Source organism: Pseudomonas sp. FG29 (assembly GCF_057809355.1).
In genome coordinates this window covers 72,795-96,141 of the sequence record NZ_JBMDJU010000005.1, presented here as the reverse complement: position 1 = coordinate 96,141, position 23,347 = coordinate 72,795, and the positions used below count along the sequence as shown (strand labels likewise).

General features: G+C 61.5%; 19 protein-coding genes. 15 read left to right on the top strand and 4 right to left on the bottom strand.

From position 1 onward, the window contains the following. The first annotated feature begins 5 nt into the window (after positions 1-5). The 8 genes from ACODS1_RS08210 (at position 6) to ACODS1_RS08175 (ending at position 9,101) form a co-directional block, all read left to right on the top strand. Positions 6-773 (top strand): lysophospholipid acyltransferase family protein, encoded by a 768-nt coding sequence (locus tag ACODS1_RS08210; RefSeq protein WP_489085243.1) that lies wholly within the window; start codon positions 6-8, stop codon positions 771-773. Positions 774-985: 212 nt separating this feature from the next. Then, on the top strand, positions 986-1,591 hold the full coding sequence (locus tag ACODS1_RS08205) for a CDP-alcohol phosphatidyltransferase family protein (RefSeq protein ID WP_489085242.1): 606 nt from the start codon (positions 986-988) through the stop codon (positions 1,589-1,591). 28 nt (positions 1,592-1,619) lie between these two features. Then, a complete protein-coding gene (locus ACODS1_RS08200) occupies positions 1,620-3,374 on the top strand; it encodes a bifunctional alpha/beta hydrolase/class I SAM-dependent methyltransferase (protein WP_489085241.1) in 1,755 nt (584 codons plus the stop codon). After that, entirely contained in the window at positions 3,374-4,711 is a 1,338-nt protein-coding gene (locus ACODS1_RS08195; protein WP_489085240.1) for a phosphatase PAP2/dual specificity phosphatase family protein, read from the top strand. Before ACODS1_RS08200 ends, ACODS1_RS08195 begins: the two co-directional genes overlap by 1 nt. Continuing rightward, positions 4,701-5,135, top strand: coding sequence for a hypothetical protein (locus ACODS1_RS08190; protein ID WP_489085239.1), 435 nt, complete (start codon positions 4,701-4,703; stop codon positions 5,133-5,135). Before ACODS1_RS08195 ends, ACODS1_RS08190 begins: the two co-directional genes overlap by 11 nt. Before the next feature lie 9 nt (positions 5,136-5,144). After that, positions 5,145-5,765, top strand: a complete 621-nt coding sequence (locus ACODS1_RS08185; RefSeq protein WP_489085238.1) for a lysophospholipid acyltransferase family protein — start codon at positions 5,145-5,147, stop codon at positions 5,763-5,765. A 1-nt stretch (position 5,766) separates the two neighbouring features. Beyond that, on the top strand, positions 5,767-6,699 hold the full coding sequence (locus tag ACODS1_RS08180) for a phosphatidate cytidylyltransferase (RefSeq protein ID WP_489085237.1): 933 nt from the start codon (positions 5,767-5,769) through the stop codon (positions 6,697-6,699). A 746-nt stretch (positions 6,700-7,445) separates the two neighbouring features. Beyond that, positions 7,446-9,101, top strand: coding sequence for a phosphoethanolamine transferase (locus tag ACODS1_RS08175; RefSeq protein WP_489085236.1), 1,656 nt, complete (start codon positions 7,446-7,448; stop codon positions 9,099-9,101). A gap of 161 nt (positions 9,102-9,262) precedes the next feature. Here the strand turns inward: ACODS1_RS08175 and gyrB are convergent, their stop codons facing one another. From gyrB to dnaA, 4 genes are read right to left on the bottom strand one after another with little or no spacing between them, the layout of a single operon-like run. Further along, positions 9,263-11,683, bottom strand: coding sequence for a DNA topoisomerase (ATP-hydrolyzing) subunit B (gyrB, locus tag ACODS1_RS08170; RefSeq protein ID WP_489085235.1), 2,421 nt, complete (start codon positions 11,681-11,683; stop codon positions 9,263-9,265). A 4-nt stretch (positions 11,684-11,687) separates the two neighbouring features. Continuing rightward, positions 11,688-12,791: a DNA replication/repair protein RecF gene (gene recF, locus ACODS1_RS08165; RefSeq protein ID WP_489085234.1), complete on the bottom strand. Its 1,104-nt coding sequence runs from the start codon at positions 12,789-12,791 to the stop codon at positions 11,688-11,690. Further along, positions 12,791-13,894 carry a DNA polymerase III subunit beta gene (gene dnaN, locus ACODS1_RS08160; protein ID WP_489085233.1) on the bottom strand — a complete coding sequence of 368 codons (1,104 nt, stop codon included), beginning with the start codon at positions 13,892-13,894 and terminating at the stop codon, positions 12,791-12,793. Before dnaN ends, recF begins: the two co-directional genes overlap by 1 nt. A 31-nt stretch (positions 13,895-13,925) precedes the next feature. Further along, the gene (gene dnaA, locus ACODS1_RS08155; RefSeq protein WP_322980016.1) at positions 13,926-15,419 is read right to left on the bottom strand and encodes a chromosomal replication initiator protein DnaA; all 1,494 of its coding nucleotides are present in this window, start codon (positions 15,417-15,419) and stop codon (positions 13,926-13,928) included. Positions 15,420-15,937: 518 nt separating this feature from the next. Here dnaA and rpmH point away from each other — a divergent pair. From rpmH to rsmG, 7 genes are all read left to right on the top strand, one after another. Beyond that, positions 15,938-16,072 (top strand): 50S ribosomal protein L34, encoded by a 135-nt coding sequence (gene rpmH / locus ACODS1_RS08150; protein ID WP_003246698.1) that lies wholly within the window; start codon positions 15,938-15,940, stop codon positions 16,070-16,072. 13 nt (positions 16,073-16,085) lie between these two features. After that, positions 16,086-16,490 carry a ribonuclease P protein component gene (rnpA, locus tag ACODS1_RS08145; RefSeq protein ID WP_322980017.1) on the top strand — a complete coding sequence of 135 codons (405 nt, stop codon included), beginning with the start codon at positions 16,086-16,088 and terminating at the stop codon, positions 16,488-16,490. After that, positions 16,483-16,728 (top strand): membrane protein insertion efficiency factor YidD, encoded by a 246-nt coding sequence (gene yidD, locus ACODS1_RS08140; RefSeq protein ID WP_322980018.1) that lies wholly within the window; start codon positions 16,483-16,485, stop codon positions 16,726-16,728. The genes rnpA and yidD overlap by 8 nt, the downstream gene beginning before the upstream one ends. Positions 16,729-16,730: 2 nt before the next feature. After that, a complete protein-coding gene (gene yidC / locus ACODS1_RS08135; protein WP_489085232.1) occupies positions 16,731-18,473 on the top strand; it encodes a membrane protein insertase YidC in 1,743 nt (580 codons plus the stop codon). 156 nt (positions 18,474-18,629) lie between these two features. Beyond that, entirely contained in the window at positions 18,630-19,997 is a 1,368-nt protein-coding gene (mnmE, locus tag ACODS1_RS08130; protein WP_489085231.1) for a tRNA uridine-5-carboxymethylaminomethyl(34) synthesis GTPase MnmE, read from the top strand. Positions 19,998-20,808: 811 nt separating this feature from the next. Next, the gene (mnmG, locus tag ACODS1_RS08125; protein ID WP_489085230.1) at positions 20,809-22,701 is read left to right on the top strand and encodes a tRNA uridine-5-carboxymethylaminomethyl(34) synthesis enzyme MnmG; all 1,893 of its coding nucleotides are present in this window, start codon (positions 20,809-20,811) and stop codon (positions 22,699-22,701) included. Next, positions 22,698-23,345: a 16S rRNA (guanine(527)-N(7))-methyltransferase RsmG gene (rsmG, locus tag ACODS1_RS08120; RefSeq protein ID WP_489085344.1), complete on the top strand. Its 648-nt coding sequence runs from the start codon at positions 22,698-22,700 to the stop codon at positions 23,343-23,345. The genes mnmG and rsmG overlap by 4 nt, the downstream gene beginning before the upstream one ends. Positions 23,346-23,347 lie beyond the last annotated feature (2 nt).

Here is a 23,347-nt window from a genome sequence, read left to right as displayed (position 1 = left end):
GGTACATGGCGATCCTGCAGGCCCTCAGAGTCACGCTTTTCTACCTGCTGCTGTCGTCCAGCTCGTTCTTCTGGTGTCTGATCAGCCTGGTGGTGGCGCCCTTGCTGCCGTTCCGCCAGCGCTATCGCTTCGTCGTCCAGGCCTGGTGCAACTGCGGTGTGTGGCTGGCCAAGGTCATCGTCGGCATTCGCTATGAAGTGCGCGGCCTGGAGAACATCCCCGCGCGCCCCTGTGTGATTCTCGCCAACCACCAGAGCACCTGGGAAACCTTCTTCCTCTGTGGTTTCTTCGAGCCACTGTCGCAGGTGGTCAAGCGTGAGCTGCTGCGCGTGCCGTTCTTCGGCTGGGGCATGGCACTGCTCAAGCCCATCGCTATCGACCGCAGCAACCCCAAGGCGGCGCTCAAGCAAGTGGCCAAGCAGGGCGACGAGCGCCTCAAGCAGGGCGCCTGGGTATTGGTGTTCCCCGAAGGCACGCGCATCCCGCCTGGCCAGATTGGCAAGTTCTCCCGTGGCGGTGCCGCCCTGGCAGTCAATGCCGGTCTGCCAGTGCTGCCGATTGCCCATAACGCCGGTGAGTTCTGGCCCAAGGCAGGCTGGGGCAAACGCTCCGGCACCATCCAGGTCGTCATCGGCGCGCCGATGCATGCCGAGGGCGAAGGCCCGCGCGCCATCGCCGAACTCAACGAGCGCGCGTTCCAGTGGGTGCGGCAACAACAGACCGAGATGCGCGGCGAAGAGCCCGTACTCAGCCGCATCGGCGAGCCTGCCTGATCTGTGGATAAGCTGTGCATGGAATGCAAGCAAAGCGCCACCATATGAACTCATGTGCCTGATTTTCCTGCGTTACAAGCAGCACTAGGAAAATCGGGCGGCAGGGTATAACTTGCCCGAGCAGCCATGCATGCGTGCATAAGCCACGACGAGCGCACAGTCTCGTTCTCCCAGATGGCCGATGATTCGTTCAGGAAAGGGAATTCACTGCCATGCCATCGATCTACCAGCTCAAACCCGCCTTCCAGAACCTGCTGCGCCCTGGCGTCGAGCGCCTTTACGCGCGTGGGGTGACCGCTAATCAGGTCACCCTCGCTGCGGCCATCGCTTCGCTGCTGCTCGGCGCGTTGCTCGCTGCGTTCCCCTCGAATACCTGGCTGTTCGCGCTGATACCAGTCTGGATGCTGCTGCGCATGGCACTGAATGCCGTCGACGGTATGCTCGCCCGTGAGTTCGGCCAGCAGTCCAAGCTCGGCGCCTACCTCAACGAGCTGTGCGACGTGATCGCCGACAGCGCCCTGTATCTGCCTTTCGCGCTGCTGGCCGGCGTCTCGCCGCTGCTGGTGATCGTCGTGGTGCTGCTGGCCGTGATCAGCGAATACGCCGGCGTGCTTGGCCCCATGGTCGGGGCCTCACGGCGCTACGACGGGCCGATGGGCAAGAGCGACCGCGCCTTCTGCTTCGGCGTACTCGGCGCCGGCGTCGCCAGTGGCCTGCTCGCGGCCACATGGATCAATGCATTGCTGGCACTGATCCTCGTGCTGCTGCTCTATACCCTCTACAACCGCATTCGCCATGGGTTGGCCGAAACGGCCTGACCCAACCCCAACGGAATAAGGAGATTCCATGCGCCCTGTAAACCTGCACACCTTCACCACCCATGATGGCGTCGACCTGAGCTATCGCCACTGGCCGGCCACTGCGCCCGCCGAAGGCCCACGCCAGGCGGTGGTGCTGTTCCATCGCGGCCACGAACATGGTGGACGTATGGCCCATCTGGTGGACGAGCTGGAGCTGCCACACTGCGACTTCTTCGCCTGGGATGCCCGTGGCCATGGCCTGTCGCCCGGTGCGCGCGGCGACAGCCCGAGCTTCGCCAGCAGCGTGCGTGACGTGCAGACCTTCATCGAGCACATCGGCACCCGGCACGGCATCGCCGAAGAGGATCTGGCCGTGGTGGCGCAAAGCGTCGGTGCGGTGATCGTCTCCACCTGGGCCCACGATTACGCGCCGAAGGTGCGCTGCCTGGTGCTCGCCTCGCCAGCCTTCAAGGTCAAGCTCTACGTGCCCTTCGCCCGCCCCGGCCTGAAGCTGCTGCACGCCTGGCGTGGCAACTTCTTCGTCAACAGCTACGTCAAGGCCAAGTTCCTCAGCCACGATCCGGAGCGCATTGCCTCCTTCGACAATGATTCACTGATCGCCCGGCCAATTTCGGTGACCATGCTGCTCGGCCTGTATGAAGCGGCCGATCGCGTCGTCGCCGACGCCCAGGCGATTCAGGTACCGACGCAACTGCTGATCTCCGGCGCCGACTTTGTCGTCCATCGCAAACCGCAGGAAGACTTCTTCGAGCGCCTCGGCAGCCTGCGCAAGGAAAAGCACCTGCTACCGGGTTTCTTCCACGACACCCTGGGTGAGCGCGACCGCGCCCACGCCCTGAGCCGCGCGCGGCGCTTCATCCTGCGCAACTTCGAGGAGCCGGTATCGCGCCCCTCGTTGCTCGATGCCGACCGCCTGGGCGCAACCTGCGCCGAAGCCGAAGAGCTGGCCGCACCGCTGCCGAAAAACTCGCTACGCGACCTGTACTGGCGCGCCACCCGTGCCGGCATGCGCATTGGCAGCACGCTGTCGGCCGGGGTGAAGCTGGGCTTCGACTCCGGCTTCGACTCCGGCAGCACCCTCGATTACGTCTACCGCAATCAGCCAACCGGCAAGGGCGCATTGGGCCGCCTGATCGACCAGAACTACCTGGACTCCATCGGCTGGCGTGGCATCCGTCAGCGCAAGCTGCACGCCGAAGAATTGCTGCGCCTGGCCATGGCGCGCCTGCGTGAAACGGGCAGCGCCGTGCGCATCGTCGATATCGCTGCCGGCCATGGCCGCTACATCCTCGAATCGCTGGAAGGCCAGGCGCAACGCCCCGACTCGATCCTGTTGCGCGATTACAGCGACATCAACGTGCGCGACGGCAATGCGCTGATTCAACAGAAAGGCCTGGGTGATATCGCCCGCTTCGTCAAAGGCGATGCCTTCGACCGTGACGATCTTGCCGCGCTGGATCCCAAGCCCACCCTGGCGGTGGTCTCCGGCCTGTACGAACTGTTCGGCAGCAACCAGATGGTCGGCGACTCGCTGGCCGGGCTGGCGGCTGCGGTCGAAGAGGGGGGTTATCTGGTCTACACCGGCCAGCCCTGGCACCCGCAGCTGGAGCTGATCGCCCGCGCCCTGACCAGTCATCGTGGCGGACAGGCCTGGGTCATGCGCCGGCGCAGCCAGGCGGAGATGGATCAACTGGTGGAAGCCGCAGGTTTTCGCAAGGTGGCACAGCGTATCGACCAGTGGGGCATCTTCAGCGTATCCCTGGCGCAGCGAGTGAAGTGATGGACAGCGCCCGCAAACAGGGATTGTGGAAGCGCGGCGTACTCTGGCTGCTGTTGCTTGGCCCGCTGTTCTTCGCCAGTTACGGTTTCGCCAACTGGATCAGCGGGCAGCGCGATGACGTCGGCAGCCTGGTCTTCGCCTGGGAACCACAGATACCGCTGTGGCCTTGGACCATCGTGCCGTACTGGTCGATCGACCTGCTCTACGGCCTGTCCTTCTTGCTACCGGCCTGCCGCCGCGAGATGGATCGGCATGCCCTGCGCCTGCTCGCCGCTCAGGTCATCTGCGTGGCCTGCTTCCTGCTCTGGCCGCTGCGCTTTACCTTCGAACGGCCACCGCTGGACGGCACCTTCGGCCTGATGTTCGACGTGCTGATGGGCTTCGATAAACCCTTCAACCAGGCGCCGTCGCTGCATATCACCCTGCTGGTGATCATCTGGGCGATGTTCGCCAATCACACCCGTGGGCTGCTCTGGCGTGGCCTGCTGCACCTGTGGATGGCATTGATCGGTATTTCCGTACTGACCACCTGGCAGCATCACTTCATCGATGTGCCCGCCGGGGCGCTGGCCGGCTTTGTCTGCCTGTGGCTGCTGCCGCTGCAGGGCGATGTACCGCTGCGGCAGATGCACCTGAGCAGCGATCCACGGCGTTGGCGCCTGGCGCTGCGCTACAGCCTGGGGGCGCTGCTGTGCTCTGCGCTAGCCGTCAACCTGGGTGGTGCCTGGCTATGGCTGTTCTGGCCGGCGGTTGCCCTGGCCATGGTCGCGCTCAACTACCTGCTATTCGGCGCTGATGGTTTCCAGAAGCAGGCCGACGGTCGCCTCAGCCCAGCCGCCACGGTCTTGCTCGCGCCCTATCTGCTCGGTGCCTGGATCAACTCCCGGCTATGGACGTTTCGCCAGCCGGCGCCCAGCCAGGTGGTGGAGGGTATCTACCTGGGTCGACTCCCTGCGCCTCAGGATCTCGAGGGATTTACCGCCCTGGTCGACCTCTGTGCCGAGTTGCCCCTGCAACGTATACCAACAACCTATTGCAGCCTGCCGTCGCTGGATCTGGTGGCACCGGATGCGCTGACCTGCCAACGCGCCGCCGAGGCCATCGAACGCCTGCGTCATCACGGCCCACTGCTGGTGTGCTGCGCACTGGGTTATTCGCGCAGCGCCACGGCTGTGGCGGCCTGGCTGCTGCATAGCGGCCGCTGCCAGAGCGTCGAGTCCGCAGTGCAACTGATCCGCCAGGCTCGGCCAGAGGTCGTGCTCGGCGCCCAGCACCTGACTACGCTCCAATCCATGGTCAATGCACAACCGAAGCTGGAGGTCGCCCATGCAGGCTGATCTGCTGCTGGTCGCCGCACTGCTGCGACGCGGGCGTAGCCTCGATCACCTTTCCAGCGCGCTGAGCCTGGTCGCCGTCGTCTTCGGTTTGGCGCCGTGGCTTGGCGTCCAAGCGAGCCTGGGACTGGCGCTGATCTGCACGTCGCTGCTGATCGCCGGCCTGGCCGAGAAATACTGGGCGCTGCGTGTGGCGCTGGATGCCGAGCTGTTCCAGCGTCTGGCTGAAGCCGGCGAACAGCTCGAGCAGCAGACTTATGCCCTGGATCAGGCGCTGCAGAACCTGGGCCTGCACAATGCACCACAGAATGAACGTGCCTGGAGCCATCGTTGCCAAGGCGCGCTCGGCCTGCTGCGCAAACAGGCGCTTTGCCTGCTGCTACAGGTCGTCATCGTCGTATTCGGGTTTCTCATCGTCTTCGCTTAAGGAGTCGCCATGCTCGCCGCATTGACCGCTTTCGCCATCACCTCGGCAGCTCGCCTGCTGACCGGTGCCCGAGCCCTGTGGCTCGGCAGCACCGCACAGGCGACGCAACGCCTGTACTACGCCAATCACAGCAGCCATGGCGACTTCGTCCTGCTCTGGGCCTCACTGCCGCCGGAGCTGCGCAAGCGCACCCGGCCGGTGGCCGGCGCCGACTACTGGCAGAAGCCGGGCGTGCGCAGCTTTCTGATCAATAACGTATTCAACGGCGTGCTGGTCGACCGCGAACGCAAGGAAGGCAGCAACCCGCTGCAGGCGATGCTCGATGCGCTGGACGGCGGCGACTCACTGATCATCTTCCCCGAGGGCACGCGCAACCTCGGCGACGAGCCGCTGCTGCCGTTCAAGAGCGGCCTCTATCACCTGGCGCAGGCGCGCCCGGATGTGGAGCTGGTGCCAGTGTGGATCGCCAACCTGAATCGGGTGATGCCCAAGGGCAGGGCACTACCGCTGCCGCTGCTGTGCACCCTGAGCTTCGGTGCGGCACTGGAGCCCATTGAGGGGGAGGGCAAAGAGGCCTTCCTGGAACGCGCGCGTAACGCCCTGCTGGCACTGGCACCCGAGGAGGCCTGAGATGGATAACAACACCTTGCTGCTGTTCGCCGGTATCGGTGCCCTGTTGCTGCTGGCCAGTCTGGTCGGCTTCGTCCTCAAGCGGCGCAGTGGCGATCAGCCCAACCCGGTGATCGACAACCTCAACGCGCGGATCAATGCCTGGTGGGTGATGGTGCTGGTGATCGGCATCGCCTTCCTGTTCGGCAATATTGGCGTGATCGTGCTGTTCTACTTCGTGTCCTTCTATGCGCTGCGCGAATTCATGACGCTGACGCCGACCCGACGCAGCGACTATCCGGCGCTGGTGGCCGCCTTCTATTTCGCCTTGCCGATGCAGTACCTGCTGATCGCCTTCGATTGGTACGGGCTGTTCGCCATTTTCATCCCGGTGTACCTGTTCCTGTTGCTGCCGATCCTCGCCTCACTGGGCGGTGACACCACGCGCTATCTGGAGCGTGCGGCCAAGGTGCAGTGGGGCTTGATGATCGCGGTGTTCTGCATCTCCTCCGTGCCAGCGCTGCTGACCCTGGATATCCCCGGCTACGAAGGGCGCAACCTGCTGCTGATCGCCTGGCTGATCATCGTCGTGCAGCTCTCCGACGTGCTGCAGTACGTCTGCGGCAAGCTGGCTGGCAAACACAAGATCGCGCCCAACCTGTCGCCCTCGAAGACCGTGGAGGGCTTCGTCGGTGGCGTGGCCCTGGCCACGCTGATCGGCGCCCTGCTGTGCTGGATCACGCCGTTCGCGTTCTGGCAGGCCGCACTGTTCGCGCTGCTGGTGTGCATCCTTGGCTTCGCCGGCGGCCTGGTAATGTCGGCGATCAAGCGCGACCGCGGGGTGAAGGACTGGGGCCACATGATCGAAGGCCACGGCGGCATGCTCGACCGCCTGGACTCGGTGTGCTTCGCCGCACCGGTGTTCTTCCATATGGTGCGCTACTGGTGGGCCTGACGTCTGGCGGCGAATGTGTAGGGGCGGCGCCTCGCCGCGAACAACGGCGGTACGCAATTGAATAGCTTCGCCCCGGAGCGGGGCTCCTACGAAAGGCCGCTTTGGCAACCTTATCTGAGCGGCATTAGCCTGACCGCCCGCCTTTCCTGAGCCAACAAAAAAACCGTCGGGAACGGTTCATGACGTAGCTTGCGACGGCCCGAGGGGTTGCTGCCAAAGCCGGTTTTCGCTCCTGCAAAACCGGCATTTCCGCCATCCCTGGCGGTCAGATGACAGGCAACAAAAAACCCGCCGAAGCGGGTTTTTTAATGACCTTCCGACATCCTGTCGTTTGCCCTCCTGGCGCGGTCTGTCTTCCTTGACTCGGGTTATCCATTTCCCGGTACGTGTGTGTAGATTAGCCAAGGCTCGCAGGCGAGGGCAGAGGCCCGTTGCGCTTCGCCGTGTAAGCCTTTTGCCATAGGCGGAGGCTTCTAAGCGGAATTGTGATCAGCCGCGCATTTTCCAGCCCCGTCTACTCATCCAAAGGGAGCGAGAGCTATGCGATCCAGTGCTTGCTCAGGGGTGATGCCCTGGTTAGCGGTTTGCTCTGCAAGCGACTCAACCTTTCTCATACCTGACAGCGTTTCGAATAAGGCTCCGTAACATCTCAGGAGCCAGGCGCTTCACGATTTTTCGACAACCACCTCAATATCCTGCCCCGACGTTTTCGATCAACCCAAAAGGGCAGGGCCAGTATGTCCGGCGTGCGTACTCGAATTCATCCCGAATTTCTCGCTCCAGTAGCAGCAATCGTCCTGGTGTTGTTCTACAACCAGCCGTTGTGGGGGCATTTGAATGAGATCCTGGGCGGCGGTAACGATGCCTTGGCCCTACGCCTTGGCTTTGGTGCCATGCTCTGGGCAGTCTTCTCCCTGGTGTTGCTCGCCCTCTCCACGCCGCGACTGCTCAAACCTGTGCTGGTTGGGTTGTTCCTCTGCAGCGCGGCCAGCCTGTACTTCATGCAGCAATACGGCACATTGTTCGACCGGGACATGCTGCGCAACGTGGTACAGACCGATGCCAGCGAAGTACGCGATTTGTTGTCGTGGAAACTCTTCGCCTACCTGCTGCTGCTAGGCGTTCTGCCTTCGGTTCTGCTCTACAAACTGCCGCTGGCACGCCATGGCAGCGCACTACGTGCCGTGCTTAGCCGTGTCGGTGTAGCCGCCGTAGCATTCAGCGTTCTGCTTGGCGTGGCCCTGGCTCAGTATCAGGGGTTGGCTTCGCTACTACGTAACCACCATGAATTGCGTCTGCTGGCCGTGCCCAGCAACTACCTCTCGGCGGCTTACGGCTTTGCACGCGACAGCCTGGTGAGTGATACCAAACCCTGGCAGACGATTGGCGAAGACGCCCATCGAAGCAGCGCCTGGCAACAGCATCATCGTCCATCGCTGACTGTACTGGTAATCGGCGAAAGCGCCCGTGCCGACCACTTCGGCGTGCTCGGTTACCCACGCGACACCACTCCAGAATTGGCCCATGAAGCCGGCCTGCTGACGTTTCCACAGGTGACCTCATGCGGCACCGAAACCGCCGTGTCGGTGCCCTGTATGTTCTCGCGGATGAACCGCAGCGATTACAAAGCCGCTGTCGCAGAGCATCAGGACGGCCTGCTCGATATCCTCCAGCGCAGCGGCCTGAAGGTCACTTGGCTGGACAACCAATCCGGCTGCAAGGGCGCCTGCGACCGCGTCGAACACCAAAGCCTGCGCGATGCCAAAGACTCCAGCTTCTGCGCCGACGGCGAATGCCATGACGCCATCCTGGTCGATGGCTTGCAGCGCTATCTGAACGACCTGCAGGGCGACAACGTCCTGGTCCTGCATCAGATGGGCAGCCACGGCCCCGACTATTTCAAGCGCTACCCGCAGGCGTTCCAGCGCTTCTCGCCGATCTGTGCCAGCAATGCTCTGAATGACTGCTCGCAGCAGGCCATCATCAATGCCTACGACAACACCATCGGCTATACCGACCATGTGCTGGCCAGTGCCATCGACATCCTACGCACCCAGTCGAATCGGCTCGACACCGGTCTCATCTACCTCTCCGATCATGGCGAGTCGCTGGGCGAGTTCAACCTCTACCTGCACGGCACGCCTTACGCCCTGGCCCCGCCACAACAGACGCATATACCCATGCTGATGTGGTTCTCCGATGGCTACAGGCAGGAGTTCGGTCTCGACCAGGACTGCCTGCGTGATGCGAGTGGACAAGCCTACAGTCAGGACAACCTGTTCCACTCCATGCTCGGCCTGCTACAGGTCGAGACCCGCGAGTACCAGCGCAGTCTCGATCTGTTCGCGAACTGCCGGCAGCCAAGCGGCATGTTGGCCAAGGAGGGGCGGGCTGGTCCGTAGCGCCACGATGGCCCAGGCGAGGACGGGTGCACAGTGTGTGCAGCTGAAGAGCAGCCCATCAGTTAGACAAAGAAAAACCCCAGCTAATCGCTGGGGTTTTTCTTGGAAAGCAAATCCTTAGCGCCCCTCGGACGCACGAATGTGCGCCCGGGCCTGGAGTATCAGAAGTCCAGGTTCGACACCGCCAGGGCGTTGGACTCGATGAAGTCGCGGCGCGGCTCCACAGCGTCGCCCATCAGGGTGTTGAAGATCTGGTCGGCAGCGATGGCGTCCTCGATGGTCACCTTGAGCATGCGGCGTACTTCCGGATCCATGGTGGTTTCCCATAGCTGATCCGGGTTCATCTCTCCGAGACCTTTGTATCGCTGGATGCTGTGACGCTTGGTGCTTTCGCTCATCAGCCAATCCAGCGCTTCCTTGAAGGTATTGACCGGCTTCTTGCGCTCACCGCGCTGCACATAGGCACCTTCTTCCAGCAGATTATTCAGTTGGTCGCCGAGGGTAGTGACCGTTTTGTAATCATTGCTGGCGAAGAAATCGCGGTTGAAGGTGGTGTAGCTAGACAGGCCATGCGCCTTGATCTCCACCTCAGGCAGCCAGACGTGGCGCTCGGGGTCTTCACGCAGGCTGATGGTGTAGGTCTGGCCGGACTTCTCAGTGGCCTTCAGGCGCGCGCTGAAGCGCTCCAGCCAGGCCTGCATGCCGGCGTGGTCGGCCAGCTGCTCGAGGCCGATGCTCGGCAGGTAGACGAAGTGCTCGGTGATCTCCTTCGGATAGACGCGCGACAGGCGATCCAGGGTCTTCATCACGCGACGATAGTCGCCGACCAGCTTCTCCAGTGCGCCGCCGGACAGACCCGGGGCAGTCTCGTTGACGTGCAGGCTGGCGTCTTCCAGGGCCGACTGAGTCATGTATTCGTCCATGGCCTCGTCGTCCTTGATGTACTGCTCCTGCTTGCCTTTCTTGACCTTGTACAGCGGCGGCTGGGCGATGTAGACGTAGCCACGCTCGATCAGCTCCGGCAGCTGGCGGAAGAAGAAGGTCAGCAGCAAGGTACGGATGTGCGAACCGTCGACGTCAGCATCGGTCATGATGATGATGTTGTGGTAACGCAGCTTGTCGATGTTGTACTCCTCACGCCCGATGCCGCAGCCCAGCGCGGTGATCAGGGTGCCCACTTCCTGGGAGGAGAGCATCTTGTCGAAGCGCGCTTTTTCGACGTTGAGGATCTTGCCCTTGAGCGGCAGGATGGCCTGGGTCTTGCGGTTACGGCCCTGCTTGGCAGAACCGCCCGCGGAGTCACCCTCCACGATGTAGAGTTCGGACAGCGCCGGGTCTTTTTCCTGGCAGTCCGCCAGTTTGCCGGGCAGGCCGGCGATATCCAGTGCGCCCTTGCGGCGGGTCATCTCACGCGCCTTACGCGCGGCCTCACGGGCACGGGCGGCGTCGATCATCTTGCCGACCACGGCCTTGGCTTCGTTCGGGTTTTCCAGCAGGAAGTCGGCGAAGTACTTGCCCATTTCCTGCTCGACAGCCGTTTTCACCTCGCTGGAAACCAGCTTGTCCTTGGTCTGCGAGCTGAACTTCGGATCCGGTACCTTGACCGAAATGATCGCAGTCAGGCCTTCACGGGCATCATCACCGGTGGTGGCGATCTTGAACTTCTTCGCCAGGCCTTCGGCCTCGATGTAGTTGTTCAGGTGGCGGGTGAGGGCAGAGCGGAAGCCTGCCAGGTGGGTACCACCGTCACGCTGTGGGATGTTGTTGGTGAAGCAGAGGATGTTCTCGTTGAAGCTGTCATTCCACTGCAGGGCGACTTCCACCCCAACGCCGTCTTCTTCGCGCTGGATGTTGAAGTGGAATACCTGGTTGACCACCGTCTTGTTGATGTTCAGGTACTCAACGAAGGCCTTCAGACCACCCTCGTACTTGAACAGTTCTTCCTTGCCGGTGCGCTCGTCACGCAGCAGGATGCCCACGCCAGAGTTGAGGAAAGACAGCTCGCGCAGACGCTTGGCCAGGATGTCCCAGCTGAAGTGAATGTTGGCGAAGGTCTCTTCGGAAGGTTTGAAGTGGATCTGCGTACCGGTACCGTCGGTGTCACCAACAGCGGCCAGCGGTGCTTGCGGAACGCCGTGGATATAGGTCTGTTCCCAGATTTTGCCGCTACGGCGGATGGTCAGTACCAGCTCCTTGGAGAGGGCATTCACCACCGAGACACCCACACCGTGCAGACCGCCGGACACCTTGTAGCTGTTGTCGTCGAACTTACCGCCGGCGTGCAGCACGGTCATGATGACCTCGGCCGCGGATACACCTTCTTCCTTGTGCATGTCGACCGGAATACCACGGCCGTTATCACGCACGCTGATCGACTCATCTGGGTGGATGGTGATGGTAATTTCGCTGCAATAGCCTGCCAGCGCTTCGTCGATCGAGTTATCGACCACCTCGAACACCATGTGGTGCAGACCACTACCATCGTCAGTGTCACCGATGTACATCCCGGGACGTTTGCGTACGGCATCCAATCCTTTCAGCACCTTGATGCTGGAGGAGTCGTACGTTTGGTTCTCGCTCATGCCTTCACTCCCGATGGTCTTGGGTCTGGGTGATACGGCCATGTTCCACGTGGAACATGGCAACCGGCGTATCCATCTGCCAGCCTTCCCTCAACAATTCATGATCCACACAGGTGATGAACACCTGGCAGCGCAAATCTTCCAGCAACCGGCACAATGCCTGACGATGCTGCTCATCCAGTTCCGACGGTAGGTCGTCCACCAGATAGATACACTGGCCACGCTTGGCTTCATTGACCAAGTGGCCCTGGGCGATGCGTAAAGCACACACCACGAGTTTCTGTTGCCCTCGCGACAGGATTTCTGCCGCGTTATGCCCCGCTAGACGTAGACGCAAATCAGCGCGCTGCGGTCCGGCTTGGGTGTGCCCGAGCTGCTGGTCACGGAGCAGGGAAGAGGCGAGCACTTCGCTCAGCTCTCGATCCTTGTCCCAGCCGCGGTAATAGCTCAGGGTCAGCCCTTCCAATTGCAGCAGCTCAGCTAGCGTGCTTTCGAACACCGGTTTCAACGCCTGGATATAGGCCCTGCGGTAGGTGTCGATTTCTTCGCTTGCACTGCACAATTCGCGATCCCACGCGGCCTGCGAAGCACCGTCAAGTGTACCATGGCGCAGCCACGAGTTCCGCTGCCGCAGGGCTTTCTGCAGGCGCTGCCAGGCCCCCAGGAAGCGACGTTCCACGTGGAACACACCCCAATCGAGAAACTGCCGACGAATCTTCGGAGCGCCTTCCAGCAAGCGAAAACTGTCCGGATTGATCAGCTGCAGTGGCAACAAGTCTGCGAGCTGAGCAGCGCTACGCGCATTCTGCCCATCGATACGAATCTGCAACTCGCCTTGGCGATCACGCGAAATACCGAGATTGCTAGAGCCGCCCTCGGCCAACTGCACCTGGCCAAAAATGGTACAGGCGGGTTGTTCGTAGTGAATGACAGGTTGCAGGCGTGTGCTGCGAAACGAGCGGGCTAGGCCGAGCAGATGGATCGCCTCCAGCACGCTGGTCTTGCCGCTGCCGTTGGCGCCGTGAAGGATGTTGATGCGGGGGGAGGGGGAGAGGGTCACCGGGTGCAGGTTACGCACCGCGGTGACCATGATACGGCTCAGGGACATTAAAGGCGCATCGGCATGACAACGTAGGCAGAATCGTCGTTGTCGGCTTCCTGCAGCAGGGCGCTGCTGTTGGAGTCGGAGAGGATCAGGCGCACCTGTTCAGTACCCATCACGCCCAACACGTCCAGCAGGTAGCTGACGTTGAAGCCAATCTCAAGGCCGCCGCCGTTGTAGTCGACCACGATCTCTTCCTCGGCCTCTTCCTGCTCCGGGTTGTTGGCCTGGATTTTCAGCAGGCCGGCGGCCAGGGTCAGACGAATGCCACGGTACTTCTCGTTGGACAGAATCGCGGTACGGCTGAATGCTTCACGCAGGCCCTGACGATCCGCCAGCACCAGCTTGTCACCGCCACGCGGCAGTACGCGCTCATAGTCCGGGAACTTGCCATCCACCAACTTGGAGGTAAAGGTGAACTCGCCGGTGTTGGCACGGATGTGGTGCTGACCCAGGACGATGGCGACTTCGGCGTCCTGCTCGGTGAGCAGGCGGGCCAGTTCGAGAATACCTTTGCGCGGTACGATCACCTGATGCTTGCCGTCCTGCTGGATCGCGGCTTCCATCGAGCACATGGCCAAACGGTGACCGTCGGTAGCGACAGCACGCAGCAGACCGCTCTGCACTTCCAGCAACATGCCGTTGAGGTAGTAGCGCACGTCCTGCTGAGCCATGGCGAAACTGGTGCGCTCGATCAGGCGGCGCAGCTTGGCTTGCGGCAGATTGAAGGTCAGCGAACCCGGACCTTCTTCCACAGTGGGGAAATCATTGGCCGGCAACGTCGACAGCGTGAAGCGGCTACGCCCCGCCTTGACCAACAGCTTCTGATCATCGACCCGAATGTCGATCACTGCATCGCTTGGCAGGCTCTTGCAAATGTCCATCAGCTTGCGCGCCGGCACGGTGATTTCACCCGGCTCGGCGACGTCTTCCAGCGTGACGCGACCAACCAGTTCGACCTCGAGGTCGGTACCGGTCAGCGACAGCTGCTGGCCTTCGACCACCAGCAGGACGTTGGACAGAACCGGCAGCGTCTGGCGTCGTTCCACGACACCGGCGACCAGTTGCAGGGGTTTCAACAGGGCTTCGCGTTGAATGGTGAAATGCATGGTCTAGTCCCTTGCCTCGTGGAGCTGCGGATCAGGTTGTAAGGGTACGCAGCAGGTTCTTGTAGTCCTCGCGGATGTCCGCGTCGGATTCCCTAAGTTCAGCAATCTTACGGCAAGCGTGCAATACCGTGGTGTGATCACGCCCGCCGAAGGCCACACCGATTTCCGGCAGGCTGTGGTTGGTCAGCTCTTTCGACAACGCCATGGCTACCTGGCGCGGCCGGGCGATCGAACGCGAACGGCGCTTGGACAGCAGATCGGAAATCTTGATCTTGTAGTACTCGGCGGTGGTGCGCTGAATGTTGTCGATGCTGACCAGCTTGTCCTGCAGAGCCAGCAGATCCTTGAGCGATTCGCGGATCAGCTCGATGGTGATATCGCGGCCCATGAAGTGCGAGTGCGCGATCACACGTTTCAGCGCACCTTCCAGCTCACGCACGTTGGAGCGGATGCGCTGGGCGATGAAGAATGCGGCATCGTGCGGCAGATCGACCTTGGCCTGGTCGGCCTTCTTCATCAGGATCGCCACGCGGGTTTCCAGTTCCGGCGGTTCAACCGCAACGGTCAAGCCCCAGCCGAAACGCGATTTCAGGCGCTCTTCAAGGCCTTCGATTTCCTTCGGGTAGCGGTCGCTGGTGAGGATCACCTGCTGACCCCCTTCCAGCAGCGCATTGAAGGTGTGGAAGAACTCCTCCTGGGAGCGCTCCTTCTTGGCAAAGAACTGAATGTCGTCGATCAGCAACGCGTCCACCGAACGGTAGAAACGCTTGAACTCATTGATGGCATTGAGCTGCAGCGCTTTCACCATGTCGGCAACGAAACGCTCGGAGTGCAGATAGACCACCTTGGCGTTGGGATTCTTCGCCAGCAGATGGTTACCCACAGCGTGCATCAAGTGAGTCTTACCCAGGCCAACGCCTCCATAAAGGAAGAGCGGGTTGTAACCATGCTTGGGATTGTCGGCAACCTGCCAAGCGGCAGCGCGAGCCAACTGGTTCGACTTGCCCTCGACGAAGTTATCGAAGGTAAAGGTGCGGTTGAGATAACTGGTGTGCTTGAGGCCGCCCTCGACCTGGACGTTACGCTCACTACGAGGCGCAACAGCAGGCGTGGGAGGTTGCGGCGCAGCACCGGCCATGGAATCGAAGCTGGCTCGCGATGGCTCTTCCTGAACGGGTGGAGGAGCGGGTTTATTCACTGCCAGATTCGGCTGCACGGGCTGCGCTGGACGCGCCGCAGCCGGACGTGGGGCAGTAGGCGCGACTCGTGGGGTAGCCGCACGCTTGCTCCCTATCAACAAGGACAGCGCGGGCACCAGGCCATTGGCTCGCTCGGCAAGCAGCTCGAGCAAGCGACTCAGGTACTTGTCATTGACCCAGTCAAGCACGAAGCGATTGGGCGCATACACGCGCAGCTCTTCGCCTTCGGCTTCTACCTGCAGAGGACGGATCCAGGTGTTGAATTGCTGGGCCGGCAATTCGTCGCGCAAGAGCTCGACGCACTGCTGCCATAGTTCCACTGACACTGACAATCCCCTACCAGGTGGCGATACGAAACAAGCGCCCATTGTAGCGGCCAAAGACTCACTTATCCACATCCCCTGGAGGAGATGGCCAAGTAAAATCAAAGCCTTAAATAACATTCACAAGGCTTATACAACCGCCAGGAACATTGTGGATAACAGCCCTTGAGCCCTCGGGACAAGCACAGGGATAACTCGCGGGAAAACCGTCCTGTGGGTAAACCACCTGTTTACCCCCAAGGTTTGCCCAGTACCCGCACAGCCCCCGCACGTCTTGTTGACAGGCTTATCATCCCTTGCAGGTGCCGCTCTCACTCGTCCGCGGGTAGTTTTCCACAGAGCCGCATGCCGCTAATCATCATAAAAAGAGAAAAGGGTTTAAAAAGATCTTCTTCTCTTCTTCTTAATAGTCGGACAAAAGGTTGGTTGGAAATTGACCTGCCCAGCGGCTTTCTCTACAATCGCCGGTCTCTTAAAACGGGGGCCATACCGGCCCTAGTCGATCACCCAGGTAACGCACCATGAAACGCACTTTCCAACCCAGCACCATCAAGCGCGCTCGCACCCACGGTTTCCGTGCCCGTATGGCCACCAAGAACGGCCGCGCCGTCCTGTCGCGTCGTCGCGCCAAAGGCCGTAAGCGTCTGACTGTCTAATTCATCCGGACAGGTGGTGAGTCGAGGCTTCGACCGGGAAAAGCGACTGCTGACCCCCCGGCAATTCAAGGCAGTCTTCGACTCCCCAAGCGGTAAAGCGCCGGGCAAAAGTGTCCTGCTGCTGGCGCGCGACAACGAGCTCGATCATCCCCGCCTTGGTCTGGTGATCGGCAAGAAGAGTGTCAAGCTCGCTGTCGAGCGCAACCGCATCAAGCGTCAGATCCGCGAATCCTTCCGCCAGAATCAGGACAACCTGATCGGCTGGGATATCGTGGTCGTCGCGCGCAAAGGTCTAGGTGATCTGGAAAACGCCGAACTCGCCAAGCAGTTCGACAAACTCTGGAAACGCCTGGCCCGGAACCGCCCCAGTCGCGAAGCAGAAGCGTCCCCCGGGACAAGCGACCATCCTCATGCGTAAAGTGGCCCTCGCCTGCATTCAGGTCTACCGCTACGCCATCAGCCCCCTGATGGCCAGTCACTGCCGCTTTTACCCAAGCTGTTCCTGCTATGCCTACGAAGCCATCGAGCAACATGGCCTCGTGCGTGGCGGCTGGCTGGCTGCGCGCCGGCTCGGTCGCTGCCATCCCTGGAATGCCGGCGGCTTCGACCCGGTTCCTCCCGCGAAAACATCCCGTTCCCCTTCGATGGCCGAATAATCATGGATATCCAACGTTCGATCCTGATCGTCGCCCTGGCAGTCGTGTCCTATCTGATGGTCCTGCAATGGAACCAGGACTACGGCCAGGCCGCTCTGCCGGCGCAGACTCAGTCCGCTCCAGCCGCCACGCCCGGTTTGCCGGATGCCTCCAGCGCAGCCGCCAGCAACGGCGACGACATTCCCAGCACCGTGGCAGATCCCAGCGCTGCAGCCGTGGCATCGACCACTGCCAGCAGTGACGAGCTGATTCGCGTCAAGACCGATGTTCTCGAGCTGGCCATCGATCCGCGTGGTGGTGACGTGGTGCAACTGCGTCTGCCGCAGTATCCGCGTCGGCAGGATCGCCCGGACGTACCTTTTCAGCTGTTCGATAACGGCACCGAGCGCACCTACCTCGCGCAAAGCGGTCTGATCGGCCAGAACGCACCGGACAGCTCCAGTCGCCGTGCCCTGTGGTCGAGCCAGAAGAAGAGCTACGAACTGGCCGAAGGCCAGGACAAGCTGGTGGTCGATCTCACCTACAGCGACAACGGCGTCAGCTACATCAAGCGCTACAGCTTCAAGCGTGGCCTGAACCCGCAGTGTTCGGCGCGTGAGCAACAACTGAAAAAACCTGGCTGCGTCGATCCGTCCTCCTACCAGGTCGACGTGCGTTACCTGATCGACAACCAGAGCGACCAGGCCTGGAGCGGCAATCTGTTCGCCCAGCTCAAGCGCGATAACAGCGGTGACCCGTCCTCGACCACCGCTACCGGCACCGCCACCTATCTGGGTGCCGCCGTTTGGACCCCGGACGAGCCGTACAAGAAGCTGTCGATGAAGGACATCGACAAACACAGCTTCAAGGAAAGCGTACAAGGCGGCTGGGTTGCCTGGCTGCAGCACTACTTCGTCACCGCCTGGGTGCCGTCCAAGGACAGCAGCAACCAGATCCAGACCCGTAAGGACAGCCAGGGCAACTACATCGTCGGCTTCACCAGCTCGGCGTTGCAGATTCCTGCTGGCGGCAAGGGCGAAACCGGCGCCGTGCTTTACGCCGGCCCGAAACTGCAGGAATACCTCGGCAGCCTGTCGCCGGGCCTGGAGCTGACCGTCGACTACGGCGTGCTGTGGTTCCTCGCCCAACCGATCTTCTGGCTGCTGGAAGTGATCCACGGTCTGGTCGGTAACTGGGGCTGGTCGATCATCTTCCTGACCATCATCATCAAGGCCATCTTCTTCCCGCTGTCCGCCGCCAGCTATCGCTCCATGGCACGCATGCGCGCCGTGTCGCCAAAGCTGCAGGCGCTGAAGGAACAATTCGGTGACGATCGCCAGAAGATGTCCCAGGCGATGATGGAGCTGTACAAGAAAGAGAAGATCAACCCGCTGGGCGGCTGCCTGCCGATCCTGGTGCAGATGCCGGTGTTCCTGTCCCTCTACTGGGTACTGCTGGAATCCGTGGAAATGCGTCAGGCGCCCTGGCTGCTGTGGATCACCGACCTGTCGATCAAGGATCCGTTCTTCATCCTGCCGATCATCATGGGCGCGACCATGTTCATCCAGCAGCAGCTCAACCCGACGCCGCCGGATCCCATGCAGGCGCGTGTGATGAAGCTGATGCCGATCATCTTCACCTTCTTCTTCCTGTGGTTCCCTGCCGGTCTGGTGCTGTACTGGGTGGTCAACAACTGCCTGTCCATCGCCCAGCAGTGGTACATTACGCGCAAGATCGAAGCGGCAACGAAAGCGACCAACGCCTGATTCGCCAAGGCTTCCAAGCATCACGCAAACGCCCCATGATTGGGGCGTTTTGCTATCCAAGCATTTATCGTAGGAGCGAGCTCTGCTCGCGAATCGCTGTTATCCACAGCTTTCTCCCTCGCGCCTACTAGCCCCGTAAACATCGAGTAAACCGCCATGAACCACACCCGAGATACCATCGCCGCCGTCGCTACCGCCCAGGGTCGGGGTGGTGTGGGTATCGTGCGGGTGTCTGGCCCACTGGCGGGGCAACTGGCACAGGCCATCTGCCGGCGCGAGCTGAAGCCACGCTTCGCCCACCACGGGCCGTTCTACGCGGATCAGCAACTGACCCTGGACGAAGGCCTGGCCATCTACTTCCCCGGCCCCAACTCCTTCACCGGCGAAGACGTGCTGGAGCTGCAAGGCCACGGCGGCCCGGTAGTGCTCGACCTGCTGTTGCGCCGCTGCCTGGAGCTTGGCGCACGCCTGGCTCGCCCCGGTGAGTTCAGCGAGCGCGCCTTCCTCAACGACAAGCTCGACCTGGCCCAGGCCGAGGCCATCGCCGACCTGATCGAGGCCAGCTCCGAGCAAGCCGCACGCAATGCCTTGCGTTCGCTGCAGGGCGAGTTCTCCAAGCGTGTGCATGCGCTGACCGAATCTCTGATCCAGCTGCGCATCTACGTCGAAGCCGCCATCGACTTCCCCGAGGAAGAAATCGATTTTCTCGCCGATGGCCACGTACTGAATCAGCTCGATGGTGTGCGTGCCGACTTATCCACAGTGCTGCGCGAAGCGGGTCAAGGTGCCCTGTTGCGCGATGGCATGACGGTGGTCATCGCCGGCCGCCCCAATGCCGGCAAATCCAGCCTGCTCAATGCGCTGGCTGGCCGTGAAGCGGCCATCGTCACCGATATCGCCGGCACCACCCGTGACGTGCTGCGCGAACATATCCACATCGACGGCATGCCCCTGCACGTGGTCGATACCGCCGGCCTGCGCGATACCGACGACCAGGTGGAGCGCATCGGCGTGGAGCGTGCGCTCAAGGCCATCGGCGAGGCTGACCGCGTGCTGCTAGTGGTGGACTCCACCGCGCCGGAAGCCTCCGATCCCTTCGCCCTCTGGCCGGAATTCCTCGAACAGCGCCCGGATCCGACGCGGGTCACCCTGATCCGCAACAAGGCCGACTTGTCCGGTGAAGCAGTCACGTTGGAAACCAGCGCCGATGGTCATGTCACGCTGAGCCTGTCGGCCAAATCCGCCGAGGGCCTCGAGCTGCTGCGTGAACACCTGAAAGCCTGCATGGGTTATCAACAGACCGCCGAAAGTGGCTTCAGCGCCCGCCGCCGCCACCTGGAAGCGCTGCACCAGGCCGAGCAATACCTCGAACACGGCCGCAACCAGCTCACCCTGATGGGCGCTGGCGAGCTGCTGGCCGAGGATCTGCGCATGGCTCAGCAGGCCCTGGGCGAGATCACCGGCGCCTTCAGCAGCGATGACCTGCTGGGGCGCATCTTCTCCAGCTTCTGCATCGGCAAGTGATGCGGCAAGCAGCACGTTGTCGTGCATAGGCTGATGTAGCCAACTCACCCCGGCAGCGCAACGGTGCCGGCGGTTCTGCACGCTTATCCACAGCACCCGCGCAAATTCATTCGCAATGTCTGCTGCCTGCTGTGCACAACCCTATCGCAGATAAATCTGCTCCTACCGATTGTTCCCAGCCCTTAATAGCCTGGGCCTCGTATGCGCGAAGCAGCACACCGGTGACTGCCATGGTCTTCCCGAGCGTGTCCCGCTGGCAGGCGAGAGCGTGGCAATTGTCGCTTCCTGCAACCAGCAGACTCCTCCAGGCATGCCCTGAACCTAGGTCAAGAGATGTCCACCAGGCATTTTCCTGAGTTATTCAGGACGAAATAAACCCTGTGGAAAACCGTCCATAAACCCTGCCCATAACCCTATGAAAAAGCTGGGCGTAACCACCCCTGTGGGTAACTGGCACTTCCATCCACAGTGGTTCAGCAGCTTTCTCAGTGGAAGCGAGCAGGATCGACACAGGCTTATCATTCGCTGTACACCAATAACAGCAAGGGATACAGAAGGTTATCCACAGAAATGGCTTGCTCTATACATAAACATAAAGAACAAGCTTTATAAAAATTCTCTCTTTCTATTCTTTATAAGCCTGAGCGTATTTCTCACGGGCCGGAGGGTGATCAGGTAAGGAAGTCGATGGGAAAGGCCCGTGCTATCCGGTTGGCTATTTTTTGTGCAGAAGGCTTCATTCAGCAGGCTGAAGTCCCTATACTTGACGCCTTTCTGAAAACCCCCTTTCTCAACAGGCACGAGGTGCGTGGTGGATTTCCCTTCCCGTTTTGACGTGATCGTGATCGGTGGCGGTCATGCCGGTACCGAAGCAGCCCTGGCTGCAGCACGCATGGGCGTGAAGACCCTGCTGCTCACCCACAATGTCGAGACCCTCGGCCAGATGAGCTGCAACCCGGCCATCGGTGGGATCGGCAAGAGCCATCTGGTCAAGGAAATCGATGCCCTCGGTGGCGCCATGGCCACTGCTACCGACAAGGGCGGCATCCAGTTCCGTATCCTCAACAGCCGCAAGGGCCCAGCCGTTCGCGCCACACGTGCGCAGGCCGACCGTGTGCTGTACAAGGCAGCCGTACGCGAGATTCTGGAAAACCAGGCCAACCTGTGGATTTTTCAACAGGCTGCCGATGACCTGATTGTGGAAAACGCTCAGGTCAAAGGCGTGGTTACCCAGATGGGCCTCAGGTTCCACGCGGATTCCGTGGTGTTGACCACAGGCACCTTTCTCGGTGGACTTATCCACATTGGCCTGCAAAATTACTCCGGTGGCCGTGCTGGCGACCCACCTTCCATCGCTTTGGCCCATCGCCTGCGTGAGCTGCCGCTGCGTGTCGGCCGCCTGAAGACCGGTACGCCGCCGCGTATCGACGGCCGCTCCGTGGACTTCTCGGTGATGACCGAGCAGCCAGGCGATACACCGACGCCGCTGATGTCCTTCCTCGGCAAGCGTGAGCACCAGCCCAAGCAGATCAGTTGCTGGATCACCCACACCAACGCACGTACCCACGAGATCATCGCGGCGAACCTCGACCGTTCGCCGATGTATTCCGGTGTGATCGAAGGCGTCGGCCCGCGCTACTGCCCGTCGATCGAGGACAAGATCCACCGCTTCGCCGACAAGGACAGCCACCAGGTGTTCATCGAGCCGGAAGGCCTGACCACCCATGAGCTGTACCCCAATGGCATCTCCACCTCGCTGCCATTCGACGTGCAGCTGCAGGTGGTACGCAGCATCCGTGGCATGGAAAACGCACACATCATGCGTCCCGGTTACGCCATCGAGTACGACTACTTCGACCCGCGTGATCTCAAGTACAGCCTGGAAACCAAGGTTATCGGCGGTCTGTTCTTCGCCGGCCAGATCAACGGCACCACGGGCTATGAAGAAGCGGGTGCGCAAGGTCTGCTGGCGGGCTGCAACGCCGCGCTGCGCGCGCAAGGCAAAGAGGCCTGGTGCCCGCGCCGTGATGAGGCTTACATCGGCGTGCTGGTCGACGACCTGATCACCCTGGGCACCCAGGAGCCGTACCGCATGTTCACCTCACGCGCCGAATACCGGCTGATCCTGCGTGAGGACAACGCCGACCTGCGCCTGACCGAGAAAGGCCGCGAGCTGGGCCTGGTCGACGATGAGCGTTGGGCGGCCTTCGAGGCCAAGCGTGAAGGCATCGTGCAGGAAGAGCAGCGCCTGAAGAGCACCTGGGTGCGCCCGGGCACGCCGCAGGGCGATGCCATCGCCGCGCGTTTTGGCACGCCGCTGGCTCACGAGTACAACCTGCTCAACCTGCTGGCCCGCCCGGAAATCGACTACGCCGCCCTGGCTGAAGTGACCGAGGCGCCGGCTGTGGATAACCAAGTGGCCGAACAGGTCGAGATCAAGACCAAGTACGCCGGTTACATTGACCGTCAGCAGGACGAGATCGCCAAGCTGCGCGCCAGTGAGGACACCAAGCTGCCGGAAGATCTGGACTACAGCAGCATTTCCGGGCTGTCCAAGGAGATCCAGTTCAAGCTCGGCAACACGCGTCCGGCCACGCTCGGCCAGGCAGGCCGCATTCCTGGCGTCACGCCGGCGGCGATTTCCCTGCTGCTGATTCACCTGAAGAAGCGCAGCGCAGGACAGAAACTGGAGCAGAGCGCCTGATGTCGGTCACTCAACGTCACGCCGAAGAACTGCTCCAGGGCGCCCGCGAACTGGGTATCGAGCTCAGCGCGTTGCAGCAGGAACAACTGCTTGCCTACCTGGGCCTGCTGATCAAGTGGAACAAGGCCTACAACCTGACCGCCGTGCGCGATCCGGACGAGATGGTCTCTCGCCATCTGCTCGACAGCCTGTCAGTGGTGCCATTCGTGGCCGAGCGTGGCGATAACTGGCTCGACGTCGGCAGCGGCGGTGGTATGCCCGGCGTGCCGCTGGCGATCATGTTCCCCGAGCGCCACTTCACCCTGCTCGACTCCAATGGCAAGAAGACCCGTTTTCTCGTCCAGGTGAAGCTGGAGCTGAAACTCGCCAACCTCGAGGTTGTCCACAACCGGGTCGAAGCGTATCGACCCGAGCAGCCTTTCGACGGCATCAGCTCGCGGGCTTTCAGCAGCCTGGAAGATTTCAGCAACTGGACGCGTCACCTCGGCAATGCCGACACTCAATGGCTGGCGATGAAGGGCGTACACCCGGATGACGAGCTGCAGGCACTGCCGGCGGACTTCCGTCTCAGTGCCACGCATGTGCTGCGGGTTCCCGGTTGCCAAGGCCAGCGCCATCTGTTGATACTGCGTCGCTCGGTCTAAGG

Excerpts from the sequence above, each read along its gene's own strand:
- ACODS1_RS08210 (WP_489085243.1), top strand. The coding sequence starts at position 6 with ATGGCGATCCTGCAGGCCCTCAGAGTCACGCTTTTCTACCTGCTGCTG.
- ACODS1_RS08205 (WP_489085242.1), top strand. The coding sequence starts at position 986 with ATGCCATCGATCTACCAGCTCAAACCCGCCTTCCAGAACCTGCTGCGC.
- ACODS1_RS08200 (WP_489085241.1), top strand. The coding sequence starts at position 1,620 with ATGCGCCCTGTAAACCTGCACACCTTCACCACCCATGATGGCGTCGAC.
- ACODS1_RS08195 (WP_489085240.1), top strand. The coding sequence starts at position 3,374 with ATGGACAGCGCCCGCAAACAGGGATTGTGGAAGCGCGGCGTACTCTGG.
- ACODS1_RS08190 (WP_489085239.1), top strand. The coding sequence starts at position 4,701 with ATGCAGGCTGATCTGCTGCTGGTCGCCGCACTGCTGCGACGCGGGCGT.
- ACODS1_RS08185 (WP_489085238.1), top strand. The coding sequence starts at position 5,145 with ATGCTCGCCGCATTGACCGCTTTCGCCATCACCTCGGCAGCTCGCCTG.
- ACODS1_RS08180 (WP_489085237.1), top strand. The coding sequence starts at position 5,767 with ATGGATAACAACACCTTGCTGCTGTTCGCCGGTATCGGTGCCCTGTTG.
- gyrB (WP_489085235.1), bottom strand. The coding sequence starts at position 11,683 with ATGAGCGAGAACCAAACGTACGACTCCTCCAGCATCAAGGTGCTGAAA.
- recF (WP_489085234.1), bottom strand. The coding sequence starts at position 12,791 with ATGTCCCTGAGCCGTATCATGGTCACCGCGGTGCGTAACCTGCACCCG.
- dnaN (WP_489085233.1), bottom strand. The coding sequence starts at position 13,894 with ATGCATTTCACCATTCAACGCGAAGCCCTGTTGAAACCCCTGCAACTG.
- rpmH (WP_003246698.1), top strand. The coding sequence starts at position 15,938 with ATGAAACGCACTTTCCAACCCAGCACCATCAAGCGCGCTCGCACCCAC.
- yidD (WP_322980018.1), top strand. The coding sequence starts at position 16,483 with ATGCGTAAAGTGGCCCTCGCCTGCATTCAGGTCTACCGCTACGCCATC.
- yidC (WP_489085232.1), top strand. The coding sequence starts at position 16,731 with ATGGATATCCAACGTTCGATCCTGATCGTCGCCCTGGCAGTCGTGTCC.
- mnmE (WP_489085231.1), top strand. The coding sequence starts at position 18,630 with ATGAACCACACCCGAGATACCATCGCCGCCGTCGCTACCGCCCAGGGT.